18 protein-coding genes are annotated in these 20,799 nt (G+C 61.3%); 4 read left to right on the top strand and 14 right to left on the bottom strand.

What is annotated here, in order from left to right:
- Positions 1-44: 44 nt before the first annotated feature.
- The gene (guaB, locus tag ACSBQV_RS18470) at positions 45-1,508 is read right to left on the bottom strand and encodes an IMP dehydrogenase (protein WP_004941460.1); all 1,464 of its coding nucleotides are present in this window, start codon (positions 1,506-1,508) and stop codon (positions 45-47) included.
- A 170-nt stretch (positions 1,509-1,678) separates the two neighbouring features.
- On the opposite strand from guaB, the gene xseA reads away from it, so the two are divergent.
- Positions 1,679-3,055, top strand: a complete 1,377-nt coding sequence (xseA, locus tag ACSBQV_RS18465; RefSeq protein ID WP_033644342.1) for an exodeoxyribonuclease VII large subunit — start codon at positions 1,679-1,681, stop codon at positions 3,053-3,055.
- A 3-nt stretch (positions 3,056-3,058) separates the two neighbouring features.
- Here the strand turns inward: xseA and ACSBQV_RS18460 are convergent, their stop codons facing one another.
- Positions 3,059-5,425 carry a TIM-barrel domain-containing protein gene (locus ACSBQV_RS18460; protein WP_193160478.1) on the bottom strand — a complete coding sequence of 789 codons (2,367 nt, stop codon included), beginning with the start codon at positions 5,423-5,425 and terminating at the stop codon, positions 3,059-3,061.
- An 11-nt stretch (positions 5,426-5,436) separates the two neighbouring features.
- The gene (locus ACSBQV_RS18455; RefSeq protein WP_074055535.1) at positions 5,437-6,747 is read right to left on the bottom strand and encodes an MFS transporter; all 1,311 of its coding nucleotides are present in this window, start codon (positions 6,745-6,747) and stop codon (positions 5,437-5,439) included.
- Positions 6,748-7,106: 359 nt separating this feature from the next.
- Between ACSBQV_RS18455 and ACSBQV_RS18450 the strand changes: the two genes are divergently transcribed.
- The 3 genes from ACSBQV_RS18450 (at position 7,107) to ACSBQV_RS18440 (ending at position 9,606) form a co-directional block, all read left to right on the top strand.
- The gene (locus ACSBQV_RS18450; protein ID WP_033651630.1) at positions 7,107-8,177 is read left to right on the top strand and encodes a LacI family DNA-binding transcriptional regulator; all 1,071 of its coding nucleotides are present in this window, start codon (positions 7,107-7,109) and stop codon (positions 8,175-8,177) included.
- A gap of 62 nt (positions 8,178-8,239) precedes the next feature.
- Positions 8,240-9,265: a M4 family metallopeptidase gene (locus tag ACSBQV_RS18445; RefSeq protein ID WP_046687648.1), complete on the top strand. Its 1,026-nt coding sequence runs from the start codon at positions 8,240-8,242 to the stop codon at positions 9,263-9,265.
- The gene (locus ACSBQV_RS18440) at positions 9,265-9,606 is read left to right on the top strand and encodes a protealysin inhibitor emfourin (RefSeq protein WP_016929750.1); all 342 of its coding nucleotides are present in this window, start codon (positions 9,265-9,267) and stop codon (positions 9,604-9,606) included. Before ACSBQV_RS18445 ends, ACSBQV_RS18440 begins: the two co-directional genes overlap by 1 nt.
- A gap of 4 nt (positions 9,607-9,610) precedes the next feature.
- On the opposite strand, the gene ACSBQV_RS18435 is transcribed toward ACSBQV_RS18440, so the two are convergent.
- The 11 genes from ACSBQV_RS18435 to ndk form a co-directional block, all read right to left on the bottom strand.
- Complete coding sequence (locus ACSBQV_RS18435) at positions 9,611-9,832, bottom strand: zinc ribbon domain-containing protein (protein WP_004941446.1); 222 nt, start codon at positions 9,830-9,832, stop codon at positions 9,611-9,613.
- A gap of 13 nt (positions 9,833-9,845) precedes the next feature.
- Positions 9,846-10,802 carry an AEC family transporter gene (locus ACSBQV_RS18430; protein WP_033651565.1) on the bottom strand — a complete coding sequence of 319 codons (957 nt, stop codon included), beginning with the start codon at positions 10,800-10,802 and terminating at the stop codon, positions 9,846-9,848.
- 99 nt (positions 10,803-10,901) lie between these two features.
- Entirely contained in the window at positions 10,902-12,392 is a 1,491-nt protein-coding gene (gene der, locus ACSBQV_RS18425; protein ID WP_004941442.1) for a ribosome biogenesis GTPase Der, read from the bottom strand.
- Between the two features lie 255 nt (positions 12,393-12,647).
- Positions 12,648-13,829: an outer membrane protein assembly factor BamB gene (bamB, locus tag ACSBQV_RS18420; RefSeq protein WP_099782394.1), complete on the bottom strand. Its 1,182-nt coding sequence runs from the start codon at positions 13,827-13,829 to the stop codon at positions 12,648-12,650.
- Positions 13,830-13,840: 11 nt separating this feature from the next.
- A complete protein-coding gene (locus ACSBQV_RS18415) occupies positions 13,841-14,461 on the bottom strand; it encodes a YfgM family protein (RefSeq protein ID WP_033635592.1) in 621 nt (206 codons plus the stop codon).
- A gap of 13 nt (positions 14,462-14,474) precedes the next feature.
- Positions 14,475-15,749, bottom strand: a complete 1,275-nt coding sequence (hisS, locus tag ACSBQV_RS18410) for a histidine--tRNA ligase (RefSeq protein WP_049299977.1) — start codon at positions 15,747-15,749, stop codon at positions 14,475-14,477.
- A gap of 139 nt (positions 15,750-15,888) precedes the next feature.
- Positions 15,889-17,010, bottom strand: a complete 1,122-nt coding sequence (gene ispG / locus ACSBQV_RS18405; protein WP_016929756.1) for a flavodoxin-dependent (E)-4-hydroxy-3-methylbut-2-enyl-diphosphate synthase — start codon at positions 17,008-17,010, stop codon at positions 15,889-15,891.
- Between the two features lie 47 nt (positions 17,011-17,057).
- Positions 17,058-18,032, bottom strand: coding sequence for a cytoskeleton protein RodZ (gene rodZ / locus ACSBQV_RS18400; protein ID WP_033644090.1), 975 nt, complete (start codon positions 18,030-18,032; stop codon positions 17,058-17,060).
- Entirely contained in the window at positions 18,022-18,771 is a 750-nt protein-coding gene (gene pilW / locus ACSBQV_RS18395; RefSeq protein ID WP_033644344.1) for a type IV pilus biogenesis/stability protein PilW, read from the bottom strand. The genes rodZ and pilW overlap by 11 nt, the downstream gene beginning before the upstream one ends.
- A 97-nt stretch (positions 18,772-18,868) precedes the next feature.
- Entirely contained in the window at positions 18,869-20,065 is a 1,197-nt protein-coding gene (locus ACSBQV_RS18390) for a bifunctional tRNA (adenosine(37)-C2)-methyltransferase TrmG/ribosomal RNA large subunit methyltransferase RlmN (RefSeq protein WP_004941426.1), read from the bottom strand.
- 237 nt (positions 20,066-20,302) lie between these two features.
- The gene (gene ndk / locus ACSBQV_RS18385) at positions 20,303-20,728 is read right to left on the bottom strand and encodes a nucleoside-diphosphate kinase (protein ID WP_004941424.1); all 426 of its coding nucleotides are present in this window, start codon (positions 20,726-20,728) and stop codon (positions 20,303-20,305) included.
- Positions 20,729-20,799 lie beyond the last annotated feature (71 nt).

Genomic DNA, 20,799 nt, shown 5'->3' with positions numbered 1-20,799 from the left:
CTTGGCGCCCCACCCCGGCCTCTCACTCAGGAGAGGTTAAGGCATCAGCCCATGCGGTAGTTCGGCGACTCTTTGGTGATGGTCACGTCGTGCACGTGGCTTTCCTGAATGCCGGCGCCGCTGATGCGCACGAACTCCGCCTTGGTGCGCAGATCGTCGATGGTGGCGCAGCCGGTCAGGCCCATGCAGGAGCGCAGGCCGCCCATCTGCTGGTGCACGATGGCTTTCAGCATGCCTTTATAGGCGACGCGGCCTTCGATACCTTCCGGCACCAGTTTGTCGGCGGCGTTATCGGTCTGGAAGTAACGGTCGGAAGAGCCTTTGGACATCGCGCCCAGCGAGCCCATGCCGCGGTAAGATTTGAACGAACGGCCCTGATACAGCTCGATTTCGCCCGGGGATTCTTCGGTGCCCGCCAGCATGGAGCCGACCATCACGCAAGAGGCACCCGCGGCGATCGCTTTGGCGATGTCGCCGGAGAAGCGGATGCCGCCGTCGGCGATAACCGGAATGCCGGTGCCTTCCAGCGCTTCCACCGCGTCGGCGATGGCGGTGATCTGCGGTACGCCCACGCCGGTCACGATGCGGGTGGTGCAGATGGAGCCAGGGCCGATACCCACTTTCACCGCGCTCACGCCGGCTTCAGCCAGCGCTTTGGCGCCCGCCGCGGTCGCGACGTTGCCGCCGACGATCTGCAGATCCGGGTATTTGGCGCGGGTTTCGCGGATGCGCTGCAACACGCCTTCGGAGTGGCCGTGCGAGGAGTCGATCAACAGGACGTCAACGCCTGCCGCCACCAGCGCATCAACGCGCTCTTCGTTGCCGGCGCCGGCGCCGACCGCCGCGCCCACGCGCAGACGGCCGTGTTCGTCTTTACAGGCGTTCGGCTTACGTTCCGCTTTTTGGAAGTCTTTAACGGTGATCATGCCCAGCAGGTGGAAGCTGTCGTCCACCACCAGCGCTTTTTCTACGCGCTTTTCGTGCATCTTCTGCAGCACCACGTCGCGCGCTTCACCTTCTTTCACGGTGACCAGGCGATCTTTCGGCGTCATCACCGCAGTCACCGGCTGAGTCAGATCGGTCACGAAGCGCACGTCGCGGCCGGTGATGATGCCGACCAGCTCGTTGTCTTCGGTGACGACCGGATAACCGGCGAAGCCGTTGCGCGCGGTCAGCTCTTTCACTTCTTGCAGCGTGGTGGCCGGGGTAACGGTCTGCGGGTCGGTGACTACGCCGCTTTCATGTTTTTTCACGCGGCTGACTTCTTCAGCCTGGCGCTCGATGGACATGTTTTTGTGGATGAAGCCCAGGCCGCCTTCCTGCGCCAGCGCGATGGCCAGGCCGGATTCGGTAACGGTATCCATGGCTGCGGACAGCATAGGGATGTTCAGGCGGATGGTTTTGGTCAGTTGAGTGCCGAGCTCTGCGGTGTTAGGCAGAACCGTGGAGTGGGCTGGAACCAGGAGGACGTCGTCAAACGTCAGAGCTTCTTTAGCGATACGTAGCATGGGCAATATCTCACCAGGGTGGGCTGTGAAAAAGATAAAATATTGCCGCGGCATTATACAGAGCGGAATCGGTTGCCTCCAGCACTTTCTTACAAAAAGTCTTGATTACCTTTTTCAGCCATGTAGTATCGACCAATTAAGTGATTGTTTTGAAATTTGATCTGGGTCACATGTCGCTACCTGTTTCGCCTTCCATTTTTACCGTAAGCCGCCTGAATCAGACGGTTCGCCAACTGCTGGAAATGGAAATGGGGCAGATTTGGCTCTCCGCCGAGATCTCCAACCTCTCCCAGCCCGCCTCCGGCCACTGGTATTTCACGCTGAAAGACGACCGCGCCCAGGTGCGCTGCGCGATGTTCCGCAACAGCAATCGCCGCGTCACCTTCCGGCCGCAAAACGGCCAGCAGGTCTTGGTACGCGCCAGCATCACGCTGTATGAACCGCGCGGCGACTACCAGCTGATCGCCGAGAGCATGCAGCCCGCCGGCGACGGCCTGCTGCAGCAACAGTTCGAGCAGTTGAAACAGCGCCTGAGCGCTGAAGGGCTGTTCGATCAGCAGTTCAAGCAGCCGCTGCCCGCGCCGGCCAAACGCGTCGGGGTGATCACCTCCGCCAGCGGCGCGGCGCTGCACGATATCCTGCAGGTGTTGCAGCGGCGCGATCCGTCGCTGCCGATCGTCATCTACCCCACCTCGGTGCAGGGCGCGGAAGCGCCGATGCAGATCGTGCGCGCCATTGAGACCGCCAACCGCCGCGATGAATGCGACGTGCTGATCGTCGGCCGCGGCGGCGGTTCGCTGGAGGATCTGTGGAGCTTCAACGACGAACGCGTGGCACGAGCGATCTTCGCCAGCCGGATTCCGATCGTCAGCGCCGTCGGCCATGAAACCGACGTCACCATCGCCGACTTCGTCGCCGACCTGCGGGCGCCGACCCCTTCCGCCGCCGCCGAACTGGTGAGCCGCAATCAGCTCGAGCTGTTGCGCCAGCTGCAGTCGCAGCAGCAGCGGCTGGAGATGGCGATGGATTACTACCTGGCGCAGCGTCAGCAGCAGTTCACCCGCATTCATCACCGTTTACAGCAGCAGCATCCGCATCTGCGCCTGGCGCGCCAGCAGACGCTGCTGTTCAAGCTGCAGCGCCGAATGGAAGACGGCATGCAGCAGCAGCTGCGCCTGGCCGCCCGCCGCAGCGAACGCGTCCAGCAGCGGCTGGCGCAGGTGCAGCCGCAGGGCCGCATTCACCGCTACCAACAGCGCGTGCAGCAGCAGGAATACCGTCTGCAGCAGGCGATGGAGCGCCAGCTCAACGCCTACCGCCAGCGTTTCGGCGTGGCCTGCAGCCAGCTGGAGACCGTCAGCCCGCTGGCGACGCTGGCGCGCGGCTACAGCGTGACGCAAACTCCGCGCGGCGAGCTGCTGAAAACCACCAAACAGGCGCAGGTCGGCGAACTGCTGAAAACCCGCCTGCAGGATGGCTGGGTGGAAAGCGAGGTGAAAACCATCACCGTCGCCAAAAAGCCGCGCAAGAAGCGCGCGGCCGAGTAAGCCCTACTCCAGCGTAAAACGCTCGCCGGGTTCACCGTTCACCCACAGCGCGCGCGTTTCGCCTTCCGGCAGGCTGAGCGTCAGCGTGCGCCAGGCCGGGCGGAAATGCCCTTCCGTCGTGATATCCAGCATGATGCGCTGAGGGTCGCAGCGCATTTCCCAGCGCAGCCACAGCGCATCGCCCTGCCGCCAGCCGTCGCTTTCGCCGTCGTCCTCAAACAGCAGCCCGCCGCTCACCCCGCCGCCCTTGAGCGGAAACAGCCGCAGCTCGCGCCGATCGTCGGCGGCCACGTCCACATGCGCCAACCGCTGCGACAGCGGCAGCGCCGCCCCGGCGCGCACCAGCAGCGGCAGACGCTCCAACGGCGCCGCCAGCGTCACCGTCTGGCCGCCGCCGAACCACTGGCCGCTGTAGAAGCAGTACCAGCCTTCGCCGTTATCCGGCAGATACACCGAACGGCGACGCTGCCCCGGCTCCACCACGCTGGCCACCAGCAGATCGCGGCCGATCAGAAAATCGTCGTTTTCGCCAAAGGTGCGCGCATCCTGTTCGTGATCGAGAAAAGTCGGGCGCAGCATCGGCTCGTCGTCGGCGCAGGCCTGCCACAGCAGAGTGTAGAAATACGGCAGCAGCCGGTAACGCAGGTTGATCGCCTCGCGCACCGCCGGGGTGGCGGCCGGGTACATCCAGGGTTCGTTGACCGTGGCGTCGTCATTCCAGGAGTGGATGGTGAAACGCGGGTGCATCACGCCGTTTTGTACCCAGCGCACCAGCAGCTCCGCGTCCGGTTTGTCACCGGAGAAGCCACCGACGTCGTGGCCGAGGTTATACAACCCGGACAGGCTCATGCCCAACCCCATGCGAATGTTGTAGCGCAGCGTCTGCCAGCTGGTGCGATTATCGCCGCTCCAGGTCTGCACGTAGCGCTGCATGCCGGCGCAGCCGGAGCGCGAGATCAGGTACGGCCGCCGCTGCGGCGCAAAGCGCAACTGGGCCTCCATCGAGGCGCGCATCATCAGCAGCGGCATCACCGGGCGGAGATGTTTGATGGCGATCGGCCGCCCGAAGCCGTGGCAGCGCGCTTCACCGTCCCACACTTCGTATTCGTTGTTGTCGTTCCAGGTCGAATCGATGCCCATCTCCAGCAGCTGCTGCGTGACGCCCTGCTGCCACCAGCGCACCGTCGCCGGATTGGTGAAGTCGAGGTGCGATCCTTCGTCGTCCCAGAAGCTGGAGCGTTCCGGCACGTCGCTTTGCGAATCGCGGATAAACAGCCCCTGCGCCGCCACCTCTTGATACTGCGGATGATCCTGCAGCAGGCACGGCTTGATGTTGGCCGCCAGCTTGAGGCCGGCGTCGTGAAACGCCTGGCTGAGCAGCCTGGGCTGCGGCACCTTGTCATAGTTCCAGTTAAACACGTAGCGTTTGTTGTTGATCGAGGTGTAGCCCGACGACAGCTGGAAAGAGTCGCAGGGGATGGCATGTTGGCGGCACAGCGCAATGAACTGTTGCAGCTGCTGCTGGGCGTCCGGCGCGTCGGTGTAGTGCATGGTCGAACCGCTGTAGCCCAGGCTCCACTTCGGCCCGAAGTGGGTGCGGCCGGTCAGGCGCACGAACGCCTTGGTGACGTCCAGCACCCGGGGGCCGAGGAACAGGTAGTAATCCAGATCGCCCGCTTCGGCCTGATAGCGGCGGTAGGCCGTATGGTAGTTGTCGATCTCGTTGCCCAGATCCAGCCAGCAACTGCTCAGGTTGTCGTAGAACAGGCCGAAGCTCGCCTCCGGCCCGCGGGTGATGGTAAACGGAATGTGCTTGTACAGCGGATCGGTGCTGGCGGCGTTGTAGCCCATCGCGTCCAGGTTGCGCATCTCGAAGCGGCGGCCGGTGCGTTCCAGATCGCCGGCCTTCTCCCCCAGGCCGTAATAGCGCTCATCGGCGAAACGCCGCTGGTAATGCGCCACGCCGTCGCCGTGCGCGTTGAGCAGGTAGGCGCTGGTCGGCCGATCCGCCGCCAGCGGCCGCCACTCGCCGGCGGCATTGCAATACTCCCACGCCAGCCACAGCGGCTGATGCACCGTCACGCGCAGCAGCGGCGTGCTGACCACCAGCCGATCGCCCTCCCGGCGCAGCTGATAGCCCGGCAGGTTGAAACCGGCGACGCTGAGCCGATCTCGCCCCTCCCAGGGCACATCCTCCTGCGGCGCAATGCTCCAGGTGCGATCCAGCGCCAGCCCGCCCTCACGTTTGATCAACACGCGGAACAGACCGTCTTCCAGCACGTACAGGCAGAAACGGTGGCGTTCATCGACCAGCAGCTCGACGTGGTCGGCATGCTGCGCCGCCAGCGTCCAATTTTTCAACGTTTTCATAAATATTCCACTTAGCTGTGTGAAGGGGTTTTCTTACCGCCGCGCTCGGCAATCAGGGCAATCAGGAACAGGGCGCCGATCAAATCGAAGAAGCCCATCGCGATAAACAGCGGGTTAAAGCCGATGGTGTCGGATACCGCGCCGATCAGGAGCGTGAACAGGAAGCTGGCGATCCAGGCGCTGGAGCCGCGCATGCCGTTGACCGTCGCCATTTGGTTCTTATCGAACGATTCCACCACCAGGGCGCTGAGCATGCAGGAGATCACCTGATGGCCGAATCCGCCGATCGAGATCAGCGCGATCGCCACATAGGGATCTTGGGTGATCGCCACGAACGCCAGCGACACCATCAGGAAAGCGCCGGTCACCGAGCTGGCGACCACCGAGTTGACGCGGCTACAGCCGAACCATTTGCGGTATAGAGTGGTAAGATAGCCGCTGGCGACGCTGCCGATATCCGCCGCCAGGAACGGCAACCAGGCAAACATCGCGATCTGCTTCAGATCCATGCCGCGTTCGGTGGCCAGGTACAGCGGCACCCAGAAACTGAAGACCGCCCAGGCCGGCTCGGCGAGAAAGGCCGGGATGGCGATGCCATAGAATTTCTTGTTCTTGCACAGGCTGGCCAGTGAAGTGAAGAACGGCAGCTTCGGCAGCACCGGCTCGTTGTCTTCACGGATCAGATCCAGCTCTTGTTGGCTGAGGTTCGGGTGCTGCTGGGGCGAGTGGTAGAACAGCCACCACAGCACTACCCAGATCAGCGCCAGCCCGCCGGAGAACAGGAACGCGCCCTGCCAGCCGAAGGAGACGTGGGCGATGACGATGATCGGCGGCGCCAGCATGGCGCCGATGGAGAAACCGACGCCCGCCCAGCCGGCGGCGATCGGCCGCTCCTTCTTCGGGAACCAGTCGGAGATCGCCTTGGCGTTGGCCGGAGTGGCCGCCGCCTCCGCGCCCCCCATGAAGAAGCGCAAAATGGCCAGTTGCAGCCAACTGCCGGCGCCGGCGTGCAGCATGCATACCACCGCCCAAATGCCCGCGCAGATCAGAAAGCCCATCTTCAGGCCGATAACGTCGATCAGCCAGCCGCAGATCGGCTGAAATACCGTATAAGCCAACTGGAACGACGCCACCACCCAGGCATATTGCTCAGTGCTCATGTTCAGGCTGGTTTTCAGTTCCGGCGCCAGAATGCCCAGCGAGTTGCGGGTAATGTAGTTGACCGTGACGCCCAACAAGAACAGCGCCAGCATCCACCAGCGTAGCGATTTGAACTTGCGCCGGCCGCTCTGCGCGACCGTCTGATTGATCTCCACACTCATCGGTTCTCTCCCCGCGGCCGCCCATGACAGCGACGCGCGCATTGGTAGGGTACGTTGCGCTATCAAAAGGGGACGGTGAACACAGGCCAACGCCCGCATAACAGACCGGCAGTCCATCACAACCCCATGATTTATTTTTTGTTTTCTTCTTTGCACACCGTTAAAATTGGACTGACAAGTCGTTAAAATTGGTGTACCAATGCAGACTACTCAGCGATCACGCACAGCGAAACGGGGTTTTTTGCAAAGATTTTCACGAATGGGCGAAAAAATAGTCATAATGGCCACAGGATCCAGTCAAGGTGCTGAAAAGCCGCAGTGAAAATATTCTCATGGACGAATTTGAAGGAGATCACAAAATGAACGGAAAGCTGAAAATCCAGGAGATCGCCCGCCAAACCGGGCTGTCGATCAGCACCGTTTCCCGCGTGCTGGCGGGCAAGGCCAACACCAGCGCCGAAGCGCGCCGCAAGGTGCTGGAATGCGCGCAGCAAAACGGCATTCTACAGGGCATTTCCAGCGGCCGACTGATGTTGAACAACGTGATGGTGTTCGCGCCGCAGCGCGCGTTCGACGTGCGCACCGATATCTTCTACTACAAGGTCATTCAGGGCATCGCCGCCGCACTGATGCAGCACGAGGTGCGCATCCGTTACTGCGGCCTGGAAGAGCAGCACAGCGACGGCGCGCTGTTTCTGGAAAAAATGAGCGATCCGCACACCGAAGCGGCGCTGATCATCGGCATCGACGACGAACACATCCATACCCTGGCGGCCGATCTGCCCAAGCCCTGCGTGCTGATCAACTGCACCGATCGGCAGATGCGGCTGGACAGCGTCTCGCCGGATCATCAGCTGATTGGCGACTATTCCGCCAGCTATCTGTTCCAGCAGGGGCACAGCCATATCCTCAACCTGCAGTGTCTGCGCCGCCACACCATGGAGCTGCGGCTGGCGGGCATCCGGCAGGCCTACGCGCGGCATCATCTGCCGTTCGACGACGGCCGCCATCTGGTGACCACTTCCGGCTTCGGCAGCGAAGAGGCCGAACAGGCGCTGAGCACCTACCTGAACCGCGCCCCGCTGCCGACGGCGATCCTGGCCGGCGGCGATTACATGGCGGTCGGGGCGGTCAAAGCGCTCAACAAGCTGGGGCTGAGCGTACCGGGCGACGTATCGGTGATGAGTACCGATGGCTTCAACCTGGCGGAAATACACGACGTGCCGCTGACCTCGGTACAGGTGCCGCGCGATGAGCTGGGCTACGAGGCGATCCAGCTGCTGCAGCGGCGCATGCTGCGCGCCGACGCGCCGCCGTGCAACCTGCTGCTGCATGGCCGGTTGGCGGTACGCGCCTCGGTGCGGCGCATCAGTCCCCACAAGACCACCCCGGCGGTGAGCACGCATAACCACAGGCTTTATGACGAGTAGACTACACTTAGGCTCAGTGCATTCATTCGATGAGGTAAATTTTTTGCCTAAGGAGAGCCACTATGCCAGCCCAGCGCATGCGTTCCGTCATTCCTCCCTACATGCTGCGCCGCATTATTGAACACGGTAACGCCCCGCAGCGCGACTGCGCGCTGCACACCCTGAACCACGTGCAAAGCCTGCTCGGCAACAAGCCGCTGCGTTCACCGACCGAGAAAAACGCCCGAGCCGGCGAAGCGCTCCGCGATATCTACGACGCCCAGAACGGCACCCAACTGCCCGGCAAACAGGTGCGCAAGGAGGGCCAGCCCAGCAACCACGACGTGGCGGTGGACGAGGCCTACGACTATCTCGGCGTCACCTACGATTTCTTCTGGCAAGCCTACCGGCGCAATTCGCTGGATAATAAAGGGCTGCCGCTGGTCGGCAGCGTGCACTACGGCAAGGAGTACCAGAACGCTTTCTGGAACGGCCAGCAGATGGTGTTCGGCGACGGCGACGGCGAGATCTTCAACCGTTTCACCATCGCCATCGACGTGGTCGGCCACGAGCTGACGCACGGCGTGACCGAGAGCGAGGCCGGGCTGATCTACTACCAGCAGTCCGGCGCGCTCAACGAATCGCTGTCTGACGTGTTCGGTTCGTTGGTCAAGCAATTCCACCTGCAGCAAACCGCCGATAAAGCCGACTGGCTGATCGGCGCCGGTCTTCTCGCCAAGGGCATCAAAGGCAAAGGGCTGCGCTCGATGTCAGCGCCCGGCACCGCCTACGACGACCCGCTGCTGGGCAAAGACCCGCAGCCCGCCAGCATGAAGGATTACATCCAGACCAAGGAAGACAACGGCGGCGTGCACCTCAACTCCGGCATTCCCAACCGCGCGTTCTACCTGGCGGCAACCGCGCTGGGCGGCTTCGCCTGGGAAAAAGCCGGCTACGTCTGGTATGACACGGTGTGCGACAAAGCGCTGCCGCAAAACGCCGACTTCGCCACCTTCGCCCGCGCCACGGTGAAACACGCGCAGGCGCGTTTCGATCAAAGCGTGGCGGACAAGGTGCAACAGGCCTGGCATCAGGTGGGGGTGGAGTAATGAAACCGCTGCCGACGCTCAATCAGGATACGGTCATTGAGCTGGCGCGCGAGGGAGGCTTCGCCTACATTCCCAAACTGGCGGGCCAGCGCCGCATTGCGCTGGCCGATATCACGCCGGAGCAACGGCAGCGCCTGAATCAGTTGCTGAATCAGACGCTGCCGTACGCCCAGGAAGAGGGCCAACCCAACTCCCCCGGCTGCGGCGACCAGCGCTACTACCGCGTACAGATCAACTACACCAGCCCCACCCTGAGCACCGAGATCGTGCTGTTAATCCCGGAAAGCAGCGCGCCGCAGGCGCTGGTGGATTTGTGGAAAACCGGTCAGGTGGATGAGTGAGGGCTTACAGCGGCTGATAGCTGAAATTCACCCGTTTTTTGGAGATCAGCCCGTGCCCGTTCTGGCACAGGTAATCCACCGCCCCGCAGGCCTTCAACTCTTGCAGCGGCTGCCCGCACTCCGGGCAGCTCGCCAGCTGCCGATAATCGCGCTGACAAGCGGCACAATGGTAGTGACCCGCTACCCAATTCATGGTCTGACGACAGTGCGGACAATGCGCATCCATAACGGCTCCCAGGTTAAATCGCGCCCCATGAGCGCAAGAAATAGATCCCCAACGCGGTGGTGAAGAACGACCCGACGGTGGTGATAGCGATAATGTTGGCCGCCAGCGTGGCGTTGCCGCCCATAGCGCGCGTCATCACATAGCTGCCCGAAGCGGTCGGCGTGGCGGAAAACAGGAAGATAATGCCCAGCGCCGCCCCCTGAAACCCGCACAGCCAGCCGGCCAGCGTCATCAGGAACGGCACCAGAAACAGCTTGGCCGCCGACGACAGCGCCGCCACGTTGGACGAGCGGAACATGGCGCGGAAATCCAGGCTGGCGCCGGTGCACAGCAGCGCCAACGGCAGCGACAGCGCGGAGATATAGCTGCCGGTCTGGCGGATCACGGTCGGGATGCCCAGCCCGGTTTGCGCATACAGCAGCCCGCACACCAGGCCGATGATCAGCGGATTGGTGACAATGCTGCGCAGCAGCGACAGGTGGCTGATTTTCTTGCCCTGCCCGCCCTGCAGGCTGCGCGTGAGGGTGATGACCGACAGTATGTTGAACAGGATCACGGTCACCGTCAGGTACAGCGAGGCGAGCGCAATGCCTTCGCTGCCGTAGGCGGTCATGGCGTAGGCAAGACCGACGATGGCGGTGTTGGCGCGAAAGCCGCCCTGTACGAACACCCCGCGCTCACGTGGTTCTTTCACCACCCACCTGGCCGCCAGCTCCAGCAGCAGGAAGGTCGCCAGCGTGCCGACCGCGCCGAACAGCACCAGCGGCAGATTGCCGAGCAGCTGCGGATGGTTGGTGGCAATGCTGAAAAACAGCAGGCACGGCAGCGCCAGATTGAACACCAGGCGGGTCGCGCCATCGACGAAGCGGTCATCCATCAGGCGCCAATGGCGCAACAGGATCCCCAGCAGCATCATCAGCAGATTCGGCACGGTGACGTCGAACGCAAAACTCCAGGTTTCCCAGGACATGGTGTTCCTTCAGACAGGCGAGGTAATCTTCAGATAATAAAACGATTTCGGGCCAATAAAAAAGGGGCGCGGCATCACTGCCGCGCCCCTCATGAGCGATTACTTGCTCTTTTTCAGGTGGCTCATCAGGCGTTTGCGCTTACGCATCTGGGTCGGCGTCAGCAGGTTGCGTTTGCCGGCGAACGGGTTGTCGCCCTCTTTGAACTGGATGCGGATCGGCGTCCCCATCACGTTCAGCGAGCGACGGAAGTAGTTCATCAGGTAGCGCTTGTACGAATCGGCCAGATCGCTGACCTGGTTGCCGTGGATCACCACGATCGGCGGGTTGTAACCGCCGGCGTGGGCGTATTTCAGCTTCACGCGGCGGCCGCGCACCAACGGCGGCTGGTGATCGTCAACCGCCATCTGCATGATTTTGGTCAGCATCGAGGTGTTTACGCGACGGGTTGCGCACTCGTAGGCTTCCTGCACCGATTCGAACAGGTTGCCGACGCCGCTGCCGTGCAGGGCGGAAATAAAGTGCACACGCGCGAAGTCGACGAAGCCCAGACGCAGATCGAGCATCTCTTTCACGTGCTCGCGATCTTCTTCGCTCATGCCGTCCCACTTGTTGACCGCAATCACCAGTGAGCGCCCACTATTGAGGATAAAGCCGAGCAGCGAGAGGTCCTGATCGGAGATGCCTTCACGCGCGTCAATCACCAGCAGCACGACGTTGGCGTCTTCAATCGCCTGCAGTGTCTTGATCACCGAGAATTTCTCGACGGTTTCGGTCACCTTGCCGCGTTTGCGCACCCCGGCGGTGTCGATCAGCACGTATTCGCGTTCGTCGCGCACCATCGGAATGTAGATGCTGTCGCGGGTGGTGCCCGGCATGTCGTACACCACCACGCGCTCCTCGCCGAGGATACGGTTAGTGAGCGTAGACTTACCTACGTTCGGGCGGCCGACGATCGCCAGTTTGATCGGCAGATCCTGCGGATTGAACGCTTCTTCCGGCTCTTCGTCTTCTTCGCCTTCCAGCGTTTCGCCGTTTTGCTCGGCCCAGTAAGCGGCGTTGGCCTCTTCCTCGGTCAACTCGACGTCTTCCGGTTTTTCCGGCACGAACGGCACCAGCACGTGTTCAATCAGTTGGGTCACGCCGCGGCCGTGAGAAGCGGCGATAGCGAACACTTCCCCCAGACCGAGCGAGTAGAAATCGGCGGTGGCGGTGTCCGGATCCAGACCGTCGGTCTTGTTGGCCACCAGGAAGGTCGCCTTCTGGCGGCTGCGCAGGTGCTGGGCGATGCCCTGATCCGCCGGCATCAGGCCGGCGCGGGCGTCGACCATGAACAGCACGATGTCCGCTTCTTCGATCGCCAGCAGCGACTGACCGGCCATGCGCGTTTCGACGCCGTCTTCGGTGCCGTCGATGCCGCCGGTATCGACGATGATAAATTCATTGCCTTCGATTTCAGCACGACCATACTTGCGGTCACGCGTCAGCCCCGGGAAATCCGCCACCAGCGCATCACGCGTATGGGTTAAACGGTTGAACAAGGTGGATTTACCCACATTCGGGCGCCCGACCAGCGCGACGACAGGTATCATTGTTGAAGCCTCATTACTTAATAATCAATGCGTTACTGCACTGTGGATAGACACCGTCGGTGCAGCTTATAAAATACGAAACGGCCCCTGAACATTCAGGAGCCGTTTTCCCCTTCATCTTTCGCGCCACAGCGGCGTTGTCTGCGCACCTTCGCCTCGGTCACTTAGCTCACTAAGCTCCCGAGGACTCATGCGCTTGCCGCCTGGCTGCAACCCGAAATCATTCGGGTGCAAGAAGGGATACGACGAGCGGCGTTAGCGGGTGAAAGCGTAAACTTTTCCGCCGCGAGCCTGGATGACCAGCTTGTCGCCGGCCACCATCGGCGCAGACAGGAAGCCGGAGCTGTCCACTTCCTGCTGGGCGACAAAACGGCCATCGGTGGTGTTGACCCAGTGCAGATAGCCTTCGGCGTCACCGGTCACCAGATAACCATTATACATCACCGGCGGCGTCAGGTTGCGGTGCAGCAGATCGCTTTGCGTCCACACGGTCACGCCGCCTTCGGTGCTGAGCGCCACCACGCGATCGTTCTGGTCGATCAGGTAGATGCGGCCCGCGTCGACGATGAAATCATTCACCGAACCCAGCTCGCGTTTCCAGATGATCTGACCGGAACGCAGATCCAGCGCCGTCAGGTTGCCGTTGTAACCCAGCGCGTAGACCACGCCGTCAACGATCACCGGCGTGGTGTCCACGTCGTTCAGGCGATCGATTTCGGTCGCGCCGCTCGGCTGAGAAATGCGCTGTTGCCAGATCAGTTGGCCCTGCTGCATCAGCACGGCGCTGACGCGGCCGTTGTCACCGCCGACGATGGCGGCGCCAAAGGCGACGGCCGGCGCGGATTCACCGCGCAGCGACAGCGAAGGCATGTCCAGGTTAACCGTCCACTTCACCGCACCGTCGGCTTCGTTCAGCGCCTGCAGCATGCCGTTGGAGGTGTGCACCAACACCATGCCGTCGCTGACAACCGGACGGGAGATCGCTTCGCCGGCCACTTTGGTCTGCCAGGCGATGGCGCCGTCGGCGGTGTTCAATGCGTAAACCACCGCTTTTTCGCTGCCGACGTAAACCTTGTCACCCGCAACCGTCAGGCCGCCCGACAGCAGCGCAGACAGGTTGCTGGAGAAGAAGCCGGTCTTCTCGGAAAGATTGACCTTCCACTTCTCGTTGCCGCTGTCGGCGTCCATCGCTTTCACGATGCCGAAGCGATCGGCGGCGTAAATGGTGCTGTCCTGATAGGCCGGACGCAGGTGGGAGTAATACTCACCGATGCCGTCGCCCACCGAGGTGCTCCACGCCTTGCTCGGCGTGAACTGATTTTCAACTTTCGGCAACGGCGACATGGTAACCACGTCTTCTTCGCTGTTAAACAGCGAGCAACCACTCAGCAAGGCAGCGGAAACCAGTCCGACCAAGAGTGTTTTACGCAATTGCATGGGAATTCCCCTTAGCTGGACAAGTTATTCAATTTCATGCGCAGCAGAACCTGCAGCGCTTGAGAAGCATTGGACTCAATGCCTTTGCTGTAAGCTTCGCGCGCGCCCTTGGCGTCGCCCTTGGCCAGCAATACATCGCCGCGCACATCCTGCATCATCGCCGCCCAGCCTTCGCCTTTCACGCCATCCAGCGTTTTCAGCGCTTCATCCAGCTTTTTCTCCTGCAGCTGGACGCGCGCCAGACGCAGGTCGATCATCGCCAACAGGTTGTCGTCTTTGGTCTGGCCCTGCGCCAGCGCCAATTGTTGTTCCGCCTTGGCGAAATCATTCTGTTCGACAAAGTGCTTGGCCAACTGCAGCGCGGCCAGTACGCCGTAGCTGTTGCCGTTGGCCTGGACAAATTTCTCTGCGGCAGCCACGTCATCCGGCTTGCCGGCCGCCAGACGGTCGCTGGCTTCCTGATAGGATTGCGATGCCGCCATCATGTTGGAGTTTTCATGGCTCTGCCAGTAACGCCAGCCAACCAGGGCACCAATTCCGAGCACCACGCCCACCGCCAGCGCTTTGCCATTCTCGGCAAAGAACCGACGCAGTGCGTCGACTTGTTCGTTTTCAGTGGTATAGACTTCCACGGTGTCCTTCTCCTTAACCTAACATCAAAGCCAGACGCGCAGCGACTTCGCTTTGCGCCAGCGTTTCTTGTTCACCACTGCGCAGGTCTTTCACCACCACCTGCTGCGCCGCCACTTCGCTCTCGCCCAGGATCAGCGCGATGCGCGCGCCCCATTTGTCCGCACGGGTGATCTGCTTCTTGAAGTTGCCGCCGCCGTAGTTGGTCATCAGCTTCAGCTGCGGCGCCGCGTCGCGCACCTGTTCAGCCAGCCGCATCGCCGCGCTCTGGGTGCCCGCGCCGGAAGAGATGACGTAGACGTCGATAGCCGACGGCGCCTTGAATTCCGGGTTGACCGCCTGCACCAGCAGCACCAGACGCTCCAGGCCCATGGCGAAACCGACCGCCGGAGTGGCGCGGCCGCCCAACTGCTCGACCAGACCGTCGTAACGGCCGCCCGCGCAGACGGTACCCTGCGCGCCCAGGCTGGTGGTCACCCACTCAAACACGGTGCGGTTGTAGTAATCCAGACCGCGCACCAGGCGCTCGTTAACGGTATATGGGATACCTGCCTGCGCCAAAAGTTCACACAGACCGGCGAAGTGAGCACGGGATTCTTCATCCAGGTACTCGGACAGGCGCGGCGCATCGTTCAGCAGCGCCTGCACCTCAGGATTCTTGGAGTCCAGCACGCGCAGCGGGTTGCTGTACATGCGGCGTTTGCAGTCTTCGTCCAGCACCTCGACGTGCTGCTCCAGGAACGCCACCAGCGCATCGCGATAGTTGGCGCGCGCCTCCAGCGAACCGATGGAGTTCAGCTCCAGCTTGACGTGCTCGGCGATGCCCAGCGCTTTCCACCAGCGGGCGGTCAGCAGGATCAGCTCGGCGTCGATATCCGGGCCTTGCAGGCCGAACACTTCCGCGCCCAGCTGATGGAACTGGCGATAGCGGCCCTTTTGCGGGCGCTCGTAGCGGAACATCGGGCCGATGTACCACAGACGCTGTTCCTGATTGTACAGCAGACCATGTTCGATGCCGGCGCGCACGCAGCCGGCCGTCCCTTCCGGACGCAGCGTCAGGCTTTCGCCGTTGCGGTCTTCGAAGGTATACATCTCTTTTTCCACGACGTCGGTCACTTCGCCGATCGCGCGTTTGAATAACGGGGTCTGCTCTACAATCGGCAACCGGATTTCGCTGTAACCGTAGCCGCCCAGCACCTGCTTGAGGGTGCCTTCAATACGCTGCCATAATGCCGTTTCTTCCGGCAGGTAGTCGTTCATGCCGCGGATGGCTTGAATGTTCTTTGCCACGTGAGTTCTCTGTCCGTTGTCTGTAAAAATGAACCTGATTATAGGGACTTTGCCGCCCGGTATTCAACGCGGATGCGGTTTTCCGCCCTTCAGGTGCATAAACAAGCGGGCCAACAGGCCCGCCGTGTAGCGATAACGCTTATTTTTCCAGCAGATTGACCGTGATACGGTTGCTTTCGTCCATCATCGCGGCCTTGGCGCGAATCTTCGCTTCCAGCTGGTCGATCATCTGTTCGTTGTCGAAACGCTCTTTCTGGCGCACGCCGTCTTCGTAGAAGCCGCTCTTCTTGTGGCCGCCGGTCACGCCCATGGTGGACACCAGCGCTTCGCCCGGGCCATTCACCACGCAACCGATGATCGAGACGTCCATCGGCGTGATGATGTCTTCCAGGCGCTGCTCCAGCGCGTTCACCGTGCCGATCACGTCGAACTCCTGACGCGAACAGGTCGGGCAGGCGATGAAGTTGATGCCGCGCGCGCGGATGCGCAGCGACTTCAGGATATCGAAACCGACCTTCACCTCTTCAACCGGGTCCGCCGCCAGCGAGATGCGCAGGGTATCGCCGATGCCTTCAGACAGCAGCATGCCCAGGCCGATGGCCGATTTGACCGACCCGCTGCGGGCGCCGCCGGCTTCGGTGATGCCCAAATGCAGCGGCTGATCGATGCGCGACGCCAGCAGACGGTAGGATTGCACCGCCAAGAACACGTCCGACGCTTTGACGCTGACCTTGAACTGGTCGAAGTTGAGGCGATCGAGGATATCCACGTGGCGCATGGCGGATTCCAGCAGCGCTTCCGGCGTAGGTTCGCCGTACTTTTCCTGCAGATCTTTCTCCAGCGAACCGCCGTTGACGCCGATGCGAATCGGGATGTTCTTGTCGCGGGCGCAGTCCACCACCGAGCGAATGCGCGATTCGTTGCCGATGTTGCCCGGGTTGATGCGCAGGCAGTCCACGCCGTATTCGGCAACCTGCAGCGCGATGCGATAATCGAAGTGGATATCGGCGACCAGCGGCACGTTGACCTGCTGCTTGATCAGCTTGAACGCCTCGGCGGCGTCCATGGTAGGAACCGAAACGCGGACGATGTCGACGCCCACGCGCTCCAGCGCTTTAATCTGATTAACCGTTGCTTCAACATCGGTGGTACGGGTGTTGGTCATCGACTGCACGGCAATCGGCGCGCCATCACCAATAGGCACCTTGCCGACGTAAATGCGTGTAGATTTTCGACGGTTGATGGGCGCTTGGTTATGCATTACTTACTCTCCATTGCTGCTCTGACATCACGACCGGGGCCGCGCGATTACTGCGCGGCGACGGTCAGGCGAGCAACACGGTTTGACTTAACGAACCGGCTCAAATCAACCGGTTTACCCTGATACTGGATCTGTACTGCCGCCGGCGCGCCGATGGTCAGTTTGTACGGCGCAGTGCCGGTCAGGTTCAGCTTGCCGCCCTGCTTCTGGGTACCGCTGAACAGCGTTTTACCGCTCGCGTCGGTCACCTGCAGCCAGCAGTCGGCGGAGAAGTCCATCACCAGCGCGTTCGGATCGGCCGCCGGCGCAGCCACGCCCGCATCGGCGGTCGGCAGCGGCGATTGCGCCGCTGGCGCGGTTTCCGGCAGGGTGGTCTGGCTTGGCGACACCACGGCAGGCTGTTGCTGAGCCGCGCCCGGCGTCTGGGCGGTCGCCGCCGGCGCCTGAGCCGCTGCGCCGGTATCGGCCGGCGCGGCGCTGTTGTCGGTCAACGGCACGTTGGTGCCGGCGTCGGCGTTGCCGTCCGTCAGCGGCACGGACTGCCCTTCGTTATTCTGTGAAAGCTGCGCGGAGGATTGATCGGCCATGGTGGCAATCTCTTCCTGCTGCGCCTTGTGGTTTTGCCACCACCAGGCGCCGGTCAGGCCAATCACCACGAACACGATAAGCCAGGTGAAGCTCATCAGCCAGCCGTCGCGTTTCTTGCGGCGCTTGCCCAGCGAGAAGCTTTGCATCGGCGCCACTTTCGCCATCTTCAACGGCGCCTGCTTGGCCAGCATCGGCAGCAGTTCGTCTTCCGGCAAATGCACCAGCTTGGCGTAGGAACGGATGTAGCCGCGCACGAAGGTGGACGCGAGGTCAGCGGACACGCTGTCTTCCTCGATATCGCGCACGGTGGACATTTTGAGACACAGGCGTTCTGCAACGGCCTGTTGGCTCAGCCCGAGTTGCTCACGGGCCTGACGCAGGCGCTGGCCCGTCGTCATGGATACGGTTTTATCTTGGGAGGCTTCAGTATTCATTAGCTAAGAACTGCTGGTACTGTTTGGATTGTGGAAAACTTCGCGCTAACTGCTTGCCATAGCGTTGAACGCTATCCTGACGGCCGGCTAACGCGGCGAAACGAATCTGTAACCATAAGCTGCTGGCGCTAGCCGGCAGAACATGCTGATAAACATCCAATAAAAGTTGCGACTGGGCGCGCTTCCCTTCTCCAAATTGCTTTTCGGCCTCCGCCAACAGCGGAGCGCCTTTGTCCGGATCGACTTTCAGCGCGCGGCTCAACAGCGTGCGCGCTTCATCGTTTTGTCCGGCCTTGAGAAAACAGTAACCTGCGTTTTCCAGGCTGTCAGCGACCTGACCATAATCGGGCGCCAGCGCCGCAGCGCTAAACTGCTGTTGCGCCGGTACATACTGCCCTAAACTGCAAAGAAACGCACCGTAATTATTCAGTACGGTGCCATTGCCCGGCGCAAGTTTGAGCGCTTGCCGATAACGCTGTTCGGCCGCGGCGTTTTCACCGATCCGCTGCGCGTAGAGCGCCATGCCCAACTGCGTGCGGTAATCCTGCGGGGCCGCGTCCAGCGCCTTTTCCAGGTTCTGGCGCGCGGCGTCCATGTCACCTTGCTGCAGGTACTCCAGCCCCAGCTGCAACCGCGTCTGGCCCGCCTCAGCGACCTGTGCTTCCTTTTCCGGCGATGAGCCGGAACACCCGGCCAACAACCCGACCGCCAGCCACACACCCCACAGTTTCAGCTTCATGCCCGCATTCATTTCCTTATCGGCCGTCAGCTAACGCCCATTAGCGTCAACATCTCGCATAACAGGCTGTTAGATAACAAAAAAGGTGCTATAGGATTCAGACCGCCCGTACGTTGATAGGTTCCCCGGCCATTTTCTTTTTCAGGGTACGCTTGGTACGGTCGATCACTTCACCCGCCAGTTGCCCGCAGGCGGCATCGATATCGTCACCACGGGTTTTACGAACAATAGTCGTAAAGCCGTATTCCATCAACACCTTGGAGAAACGATCCACCCGGCTGTTGGAGCTGCGGCCGTAAGGGGCGCCCGGGAACGGGTTCCATGGGATCAGGTTGATCTTGCACGGCGTGTCTTTCAGCACTTCCGCCAACTGATGCGCATCGTCGGTGCTGTCGTTGATATGATCCAGCATCACGTACTCGACGGTGACGCGCCCCTGGTTGGCGTTGGATTTCTCCAGGTAGCGACGCACCGCGGACAGGAAGGTCTCGATGTTGTACTTGCGGTTGATCGGCACGATCTCATCGCGGATGGTGTCGTTCGGCGCGTGCAGCGAAATGGCCAGCGCCACGTCGATCATGTCGCCCAGCTTGTCCAGCGCCGGCACCACGCCGGAGGTAGACAGGGTCACGCGGCGTTTGGACAGGCCAAAGCCGAAGTCGTCCAGCATGATTTCCATCGCCGGCACCACGTTGTTCAGGTTGAGCAGCGGTTCGCCCATGCCCATCATCACCACGTTGGTGATCGGGCGTTGGCCGGTCACCTTCAGCGCGCCGATGATTTTCGCCGCGCGCCACACCTGGCCGATGATTTCCGACACGCGCAGGTTGCGGTTGAAGCCCTGCTGCGCCGTCGAACAGAATTTGCACTCCAACGCACAACCCACCTGCGAGGAGACGCACAGCGTCGCGCGGTCGGCTTCCGGGATGTACACGGTTTCGACCTGCTGATCGCCCACCTTGATCGCCCACTTGATGGTGCCGTCGGCCGAGCGCTGTTCTTCCGCCACTTCCGGCGCGCGGATTTCCGCCACGCGCTGCAGCTTGCCGCGCAGGACTTTGTTGATGTCGGTCATCTGCTCGAAATCGTCGCAGCAGTAGTGATAAATCCACTTCATCACCTGATCGGCGCGGAACGGTTTCTCGCCCATTTCGGCGAAGAACTCGCGCATTTGCTGGCGGTTCAGATCCAGCAGGTTGATTTTGGCCGCAGCCGGTTGCTCCACGTTAACGGAGGGGGTAGTCAGCGAATTATTTTCAGACACGGTGTGCTCGGACGTGATGGGTTCTAACATAATGATCTCTGGCCTCGTTATTACACGTTATGGCGCTAAAGAATGGAAAGTAAGTTGTGCATTTCAGCCCGCGAGATTCGGGTGGCGGCACTAAAAACACGCCCCTGACAAGTCGTCTTATCAGGGGCGCGGCATTGTACAAATTTTAGTTGCGGGTTTCTATGGCTGAAAGGCATTCAGGGCATTTTTATTGTTTCAGCCGGTGAATACCTGGCTATCAGCTCAGAAACGGCACGATTAACGTGCGCAGATTTCGCTTTCGTTAAAGAAGTAAGCGATTTCACGCTGTGCAGATTCAACGGAGTCGGAACCGTGAACGGCGTTAGCGGTGAAGCTGTCCGCGTAGTCGGCGCGCAGGGTGCCGGCCAGTGCGTTGTCCGGGTTGGTTGCGCCCATGATGTCGCGGTTGCGCTGCACGGCGTTTTCAGATTCCAGAACCTGCACCATGATTGGGCCGGAGGTCATGAACTCTACCAGACCGTCGAAGAATGGGCGGCCTTTGTGCTCAGCGTAGAAGCCTTCAGCTTGCTCGCGAGTCAGACGCAGCATTTTAGCGGCGATGATTTTGAAACCGGCGCGCTCGAAACGCGCGTAGATAGCGCCGATGTCGTTGTTGGCTACAGCGTTTGGTTTAACGATGGAAAAGGTACGTTCTACGGTCATGATGGCCTCTGTATGACTTCCAAAACAGGCCGGTCTGCAATGTTGCCGGCCTTCTCAAGTGGCGCAGATTA

The organism is Serratia sp. B501 (genome assembly GCF_051172315.1).
Classification (GTDB): Bacteria; Pseudomonadota; Gammaproteobacteria; order Enterobacterales; family Enterobacteriaceae; genus Serratia; species Serratia ureilytica.
This window is presented reverse-complemented; position numbering and strand designations above follow the sequence as displayed.

Coding starts and splice junctions, on each gene's coding strand:
- bamB (WP_099782394.1), bottom strand. CDS start 13,829: ATGCAATTGCGTAAAACACTCTTGGTCGGACTGGTTTCCGCTGCCTTG.
- ACSBQV_RS18450 (WP_033651630.1), top strand. CDS start 7,107: ATGAACGGAAAGCTGAAAATCCAGGAGATCGCCCGCCAAACCGGGCTG.
- pilW (WP_033644344.1), bottom strand. CDS start 18,771: ATGAAGCTGAAACTGTGGGGTGTGTGGCTGGCGGTCGGGTTGTTGGCC.
- ACSBQV_RS18460 (WP_193160478.1), bottom strand. CDS start 5,425: ATGAAAACGTTGAAAAATTGGACGCTGGCGGCGCAGCATGCCGACCAC.
- ACSBQV_RS18435 (WP_004941446.1), bottom strand. CDS start 9,832: ATGGATGCGCATTGTCCGCACTGTCGTCAGACCATGAATTGGGTAGCG.
- ndk (WP_004941424.1), bottom strand. CDS start 20,728: ATGACCGTAGAACGTACCTTTTCCATCGTTAAACCAAACGCTGTAGCC.
- ispG (WP_016929756.1), bottom strand. CDS start 17,010: ATGCATAACCAAGCGCCCATCAACCGTCGAAAATCTACACGCATTTAC.
- ACSBQV_RS18390 (WP_004941426.1), bottom strand. CDS start 20,065: ATGTTAGAACCCATCACGTCCGAGCACACCGTGTCTGAAAATAATTCG.
- ACSBQV_RS18455 (WP_074055535.1), bottom strand. CDS start 6,747: ATGAGTGTGGAGATCAATCAGACGGTCGCGCAGAGCGGCCGGCGCAAG.
- der (WP_004941442.1), bottom strand. CDS start 12,392: ATGATACCTGTCGTCGCGCTGGTCGGGCGCCCGAATGTGGGTAAATCC.
- guaB (WP_004941460.1), bottom strand. CDS start 1,508: ATGCTACGTATCGCTAAAGAAGCTCTGACGTTTGACGACGTCCTCCTG.
- ACSBQV_RS18430 (WP_033651565.1), bottom strand. CDS start 10,802: ATGTCCTGGGAAACCTGGAGTTTTGCGTTCGACGTCACCGTGCCGAAT.
- xseA (WP_033644342.1), top strand. CDS start 1,679: ATGTCGCTACCTGTTTCGCCTTCCATTTTTACCGTAAGCCGCCTGAAT.
- ACSBQV_RS18440 (WP_016929750.1), top strand. CDS start 9,265: ATGAAACCGCTGCCGACGCTCAATCAGGATACGGTCATTGAGCTGGCG.
- rodZ (WP_033644090.1), bottom strand. CDS start 18,032: ATGAATACTGAAGCCTCCCAAGATAAAACCGTATCCATGACGACGGGC.
- ACSBQV_RS18445 (WP_046687648.1), top strand. CDS start 8,240: ATGCCAGCCCAGCGCATGCGTTCCGTCATTCCTCCCTACATGCTGCGC.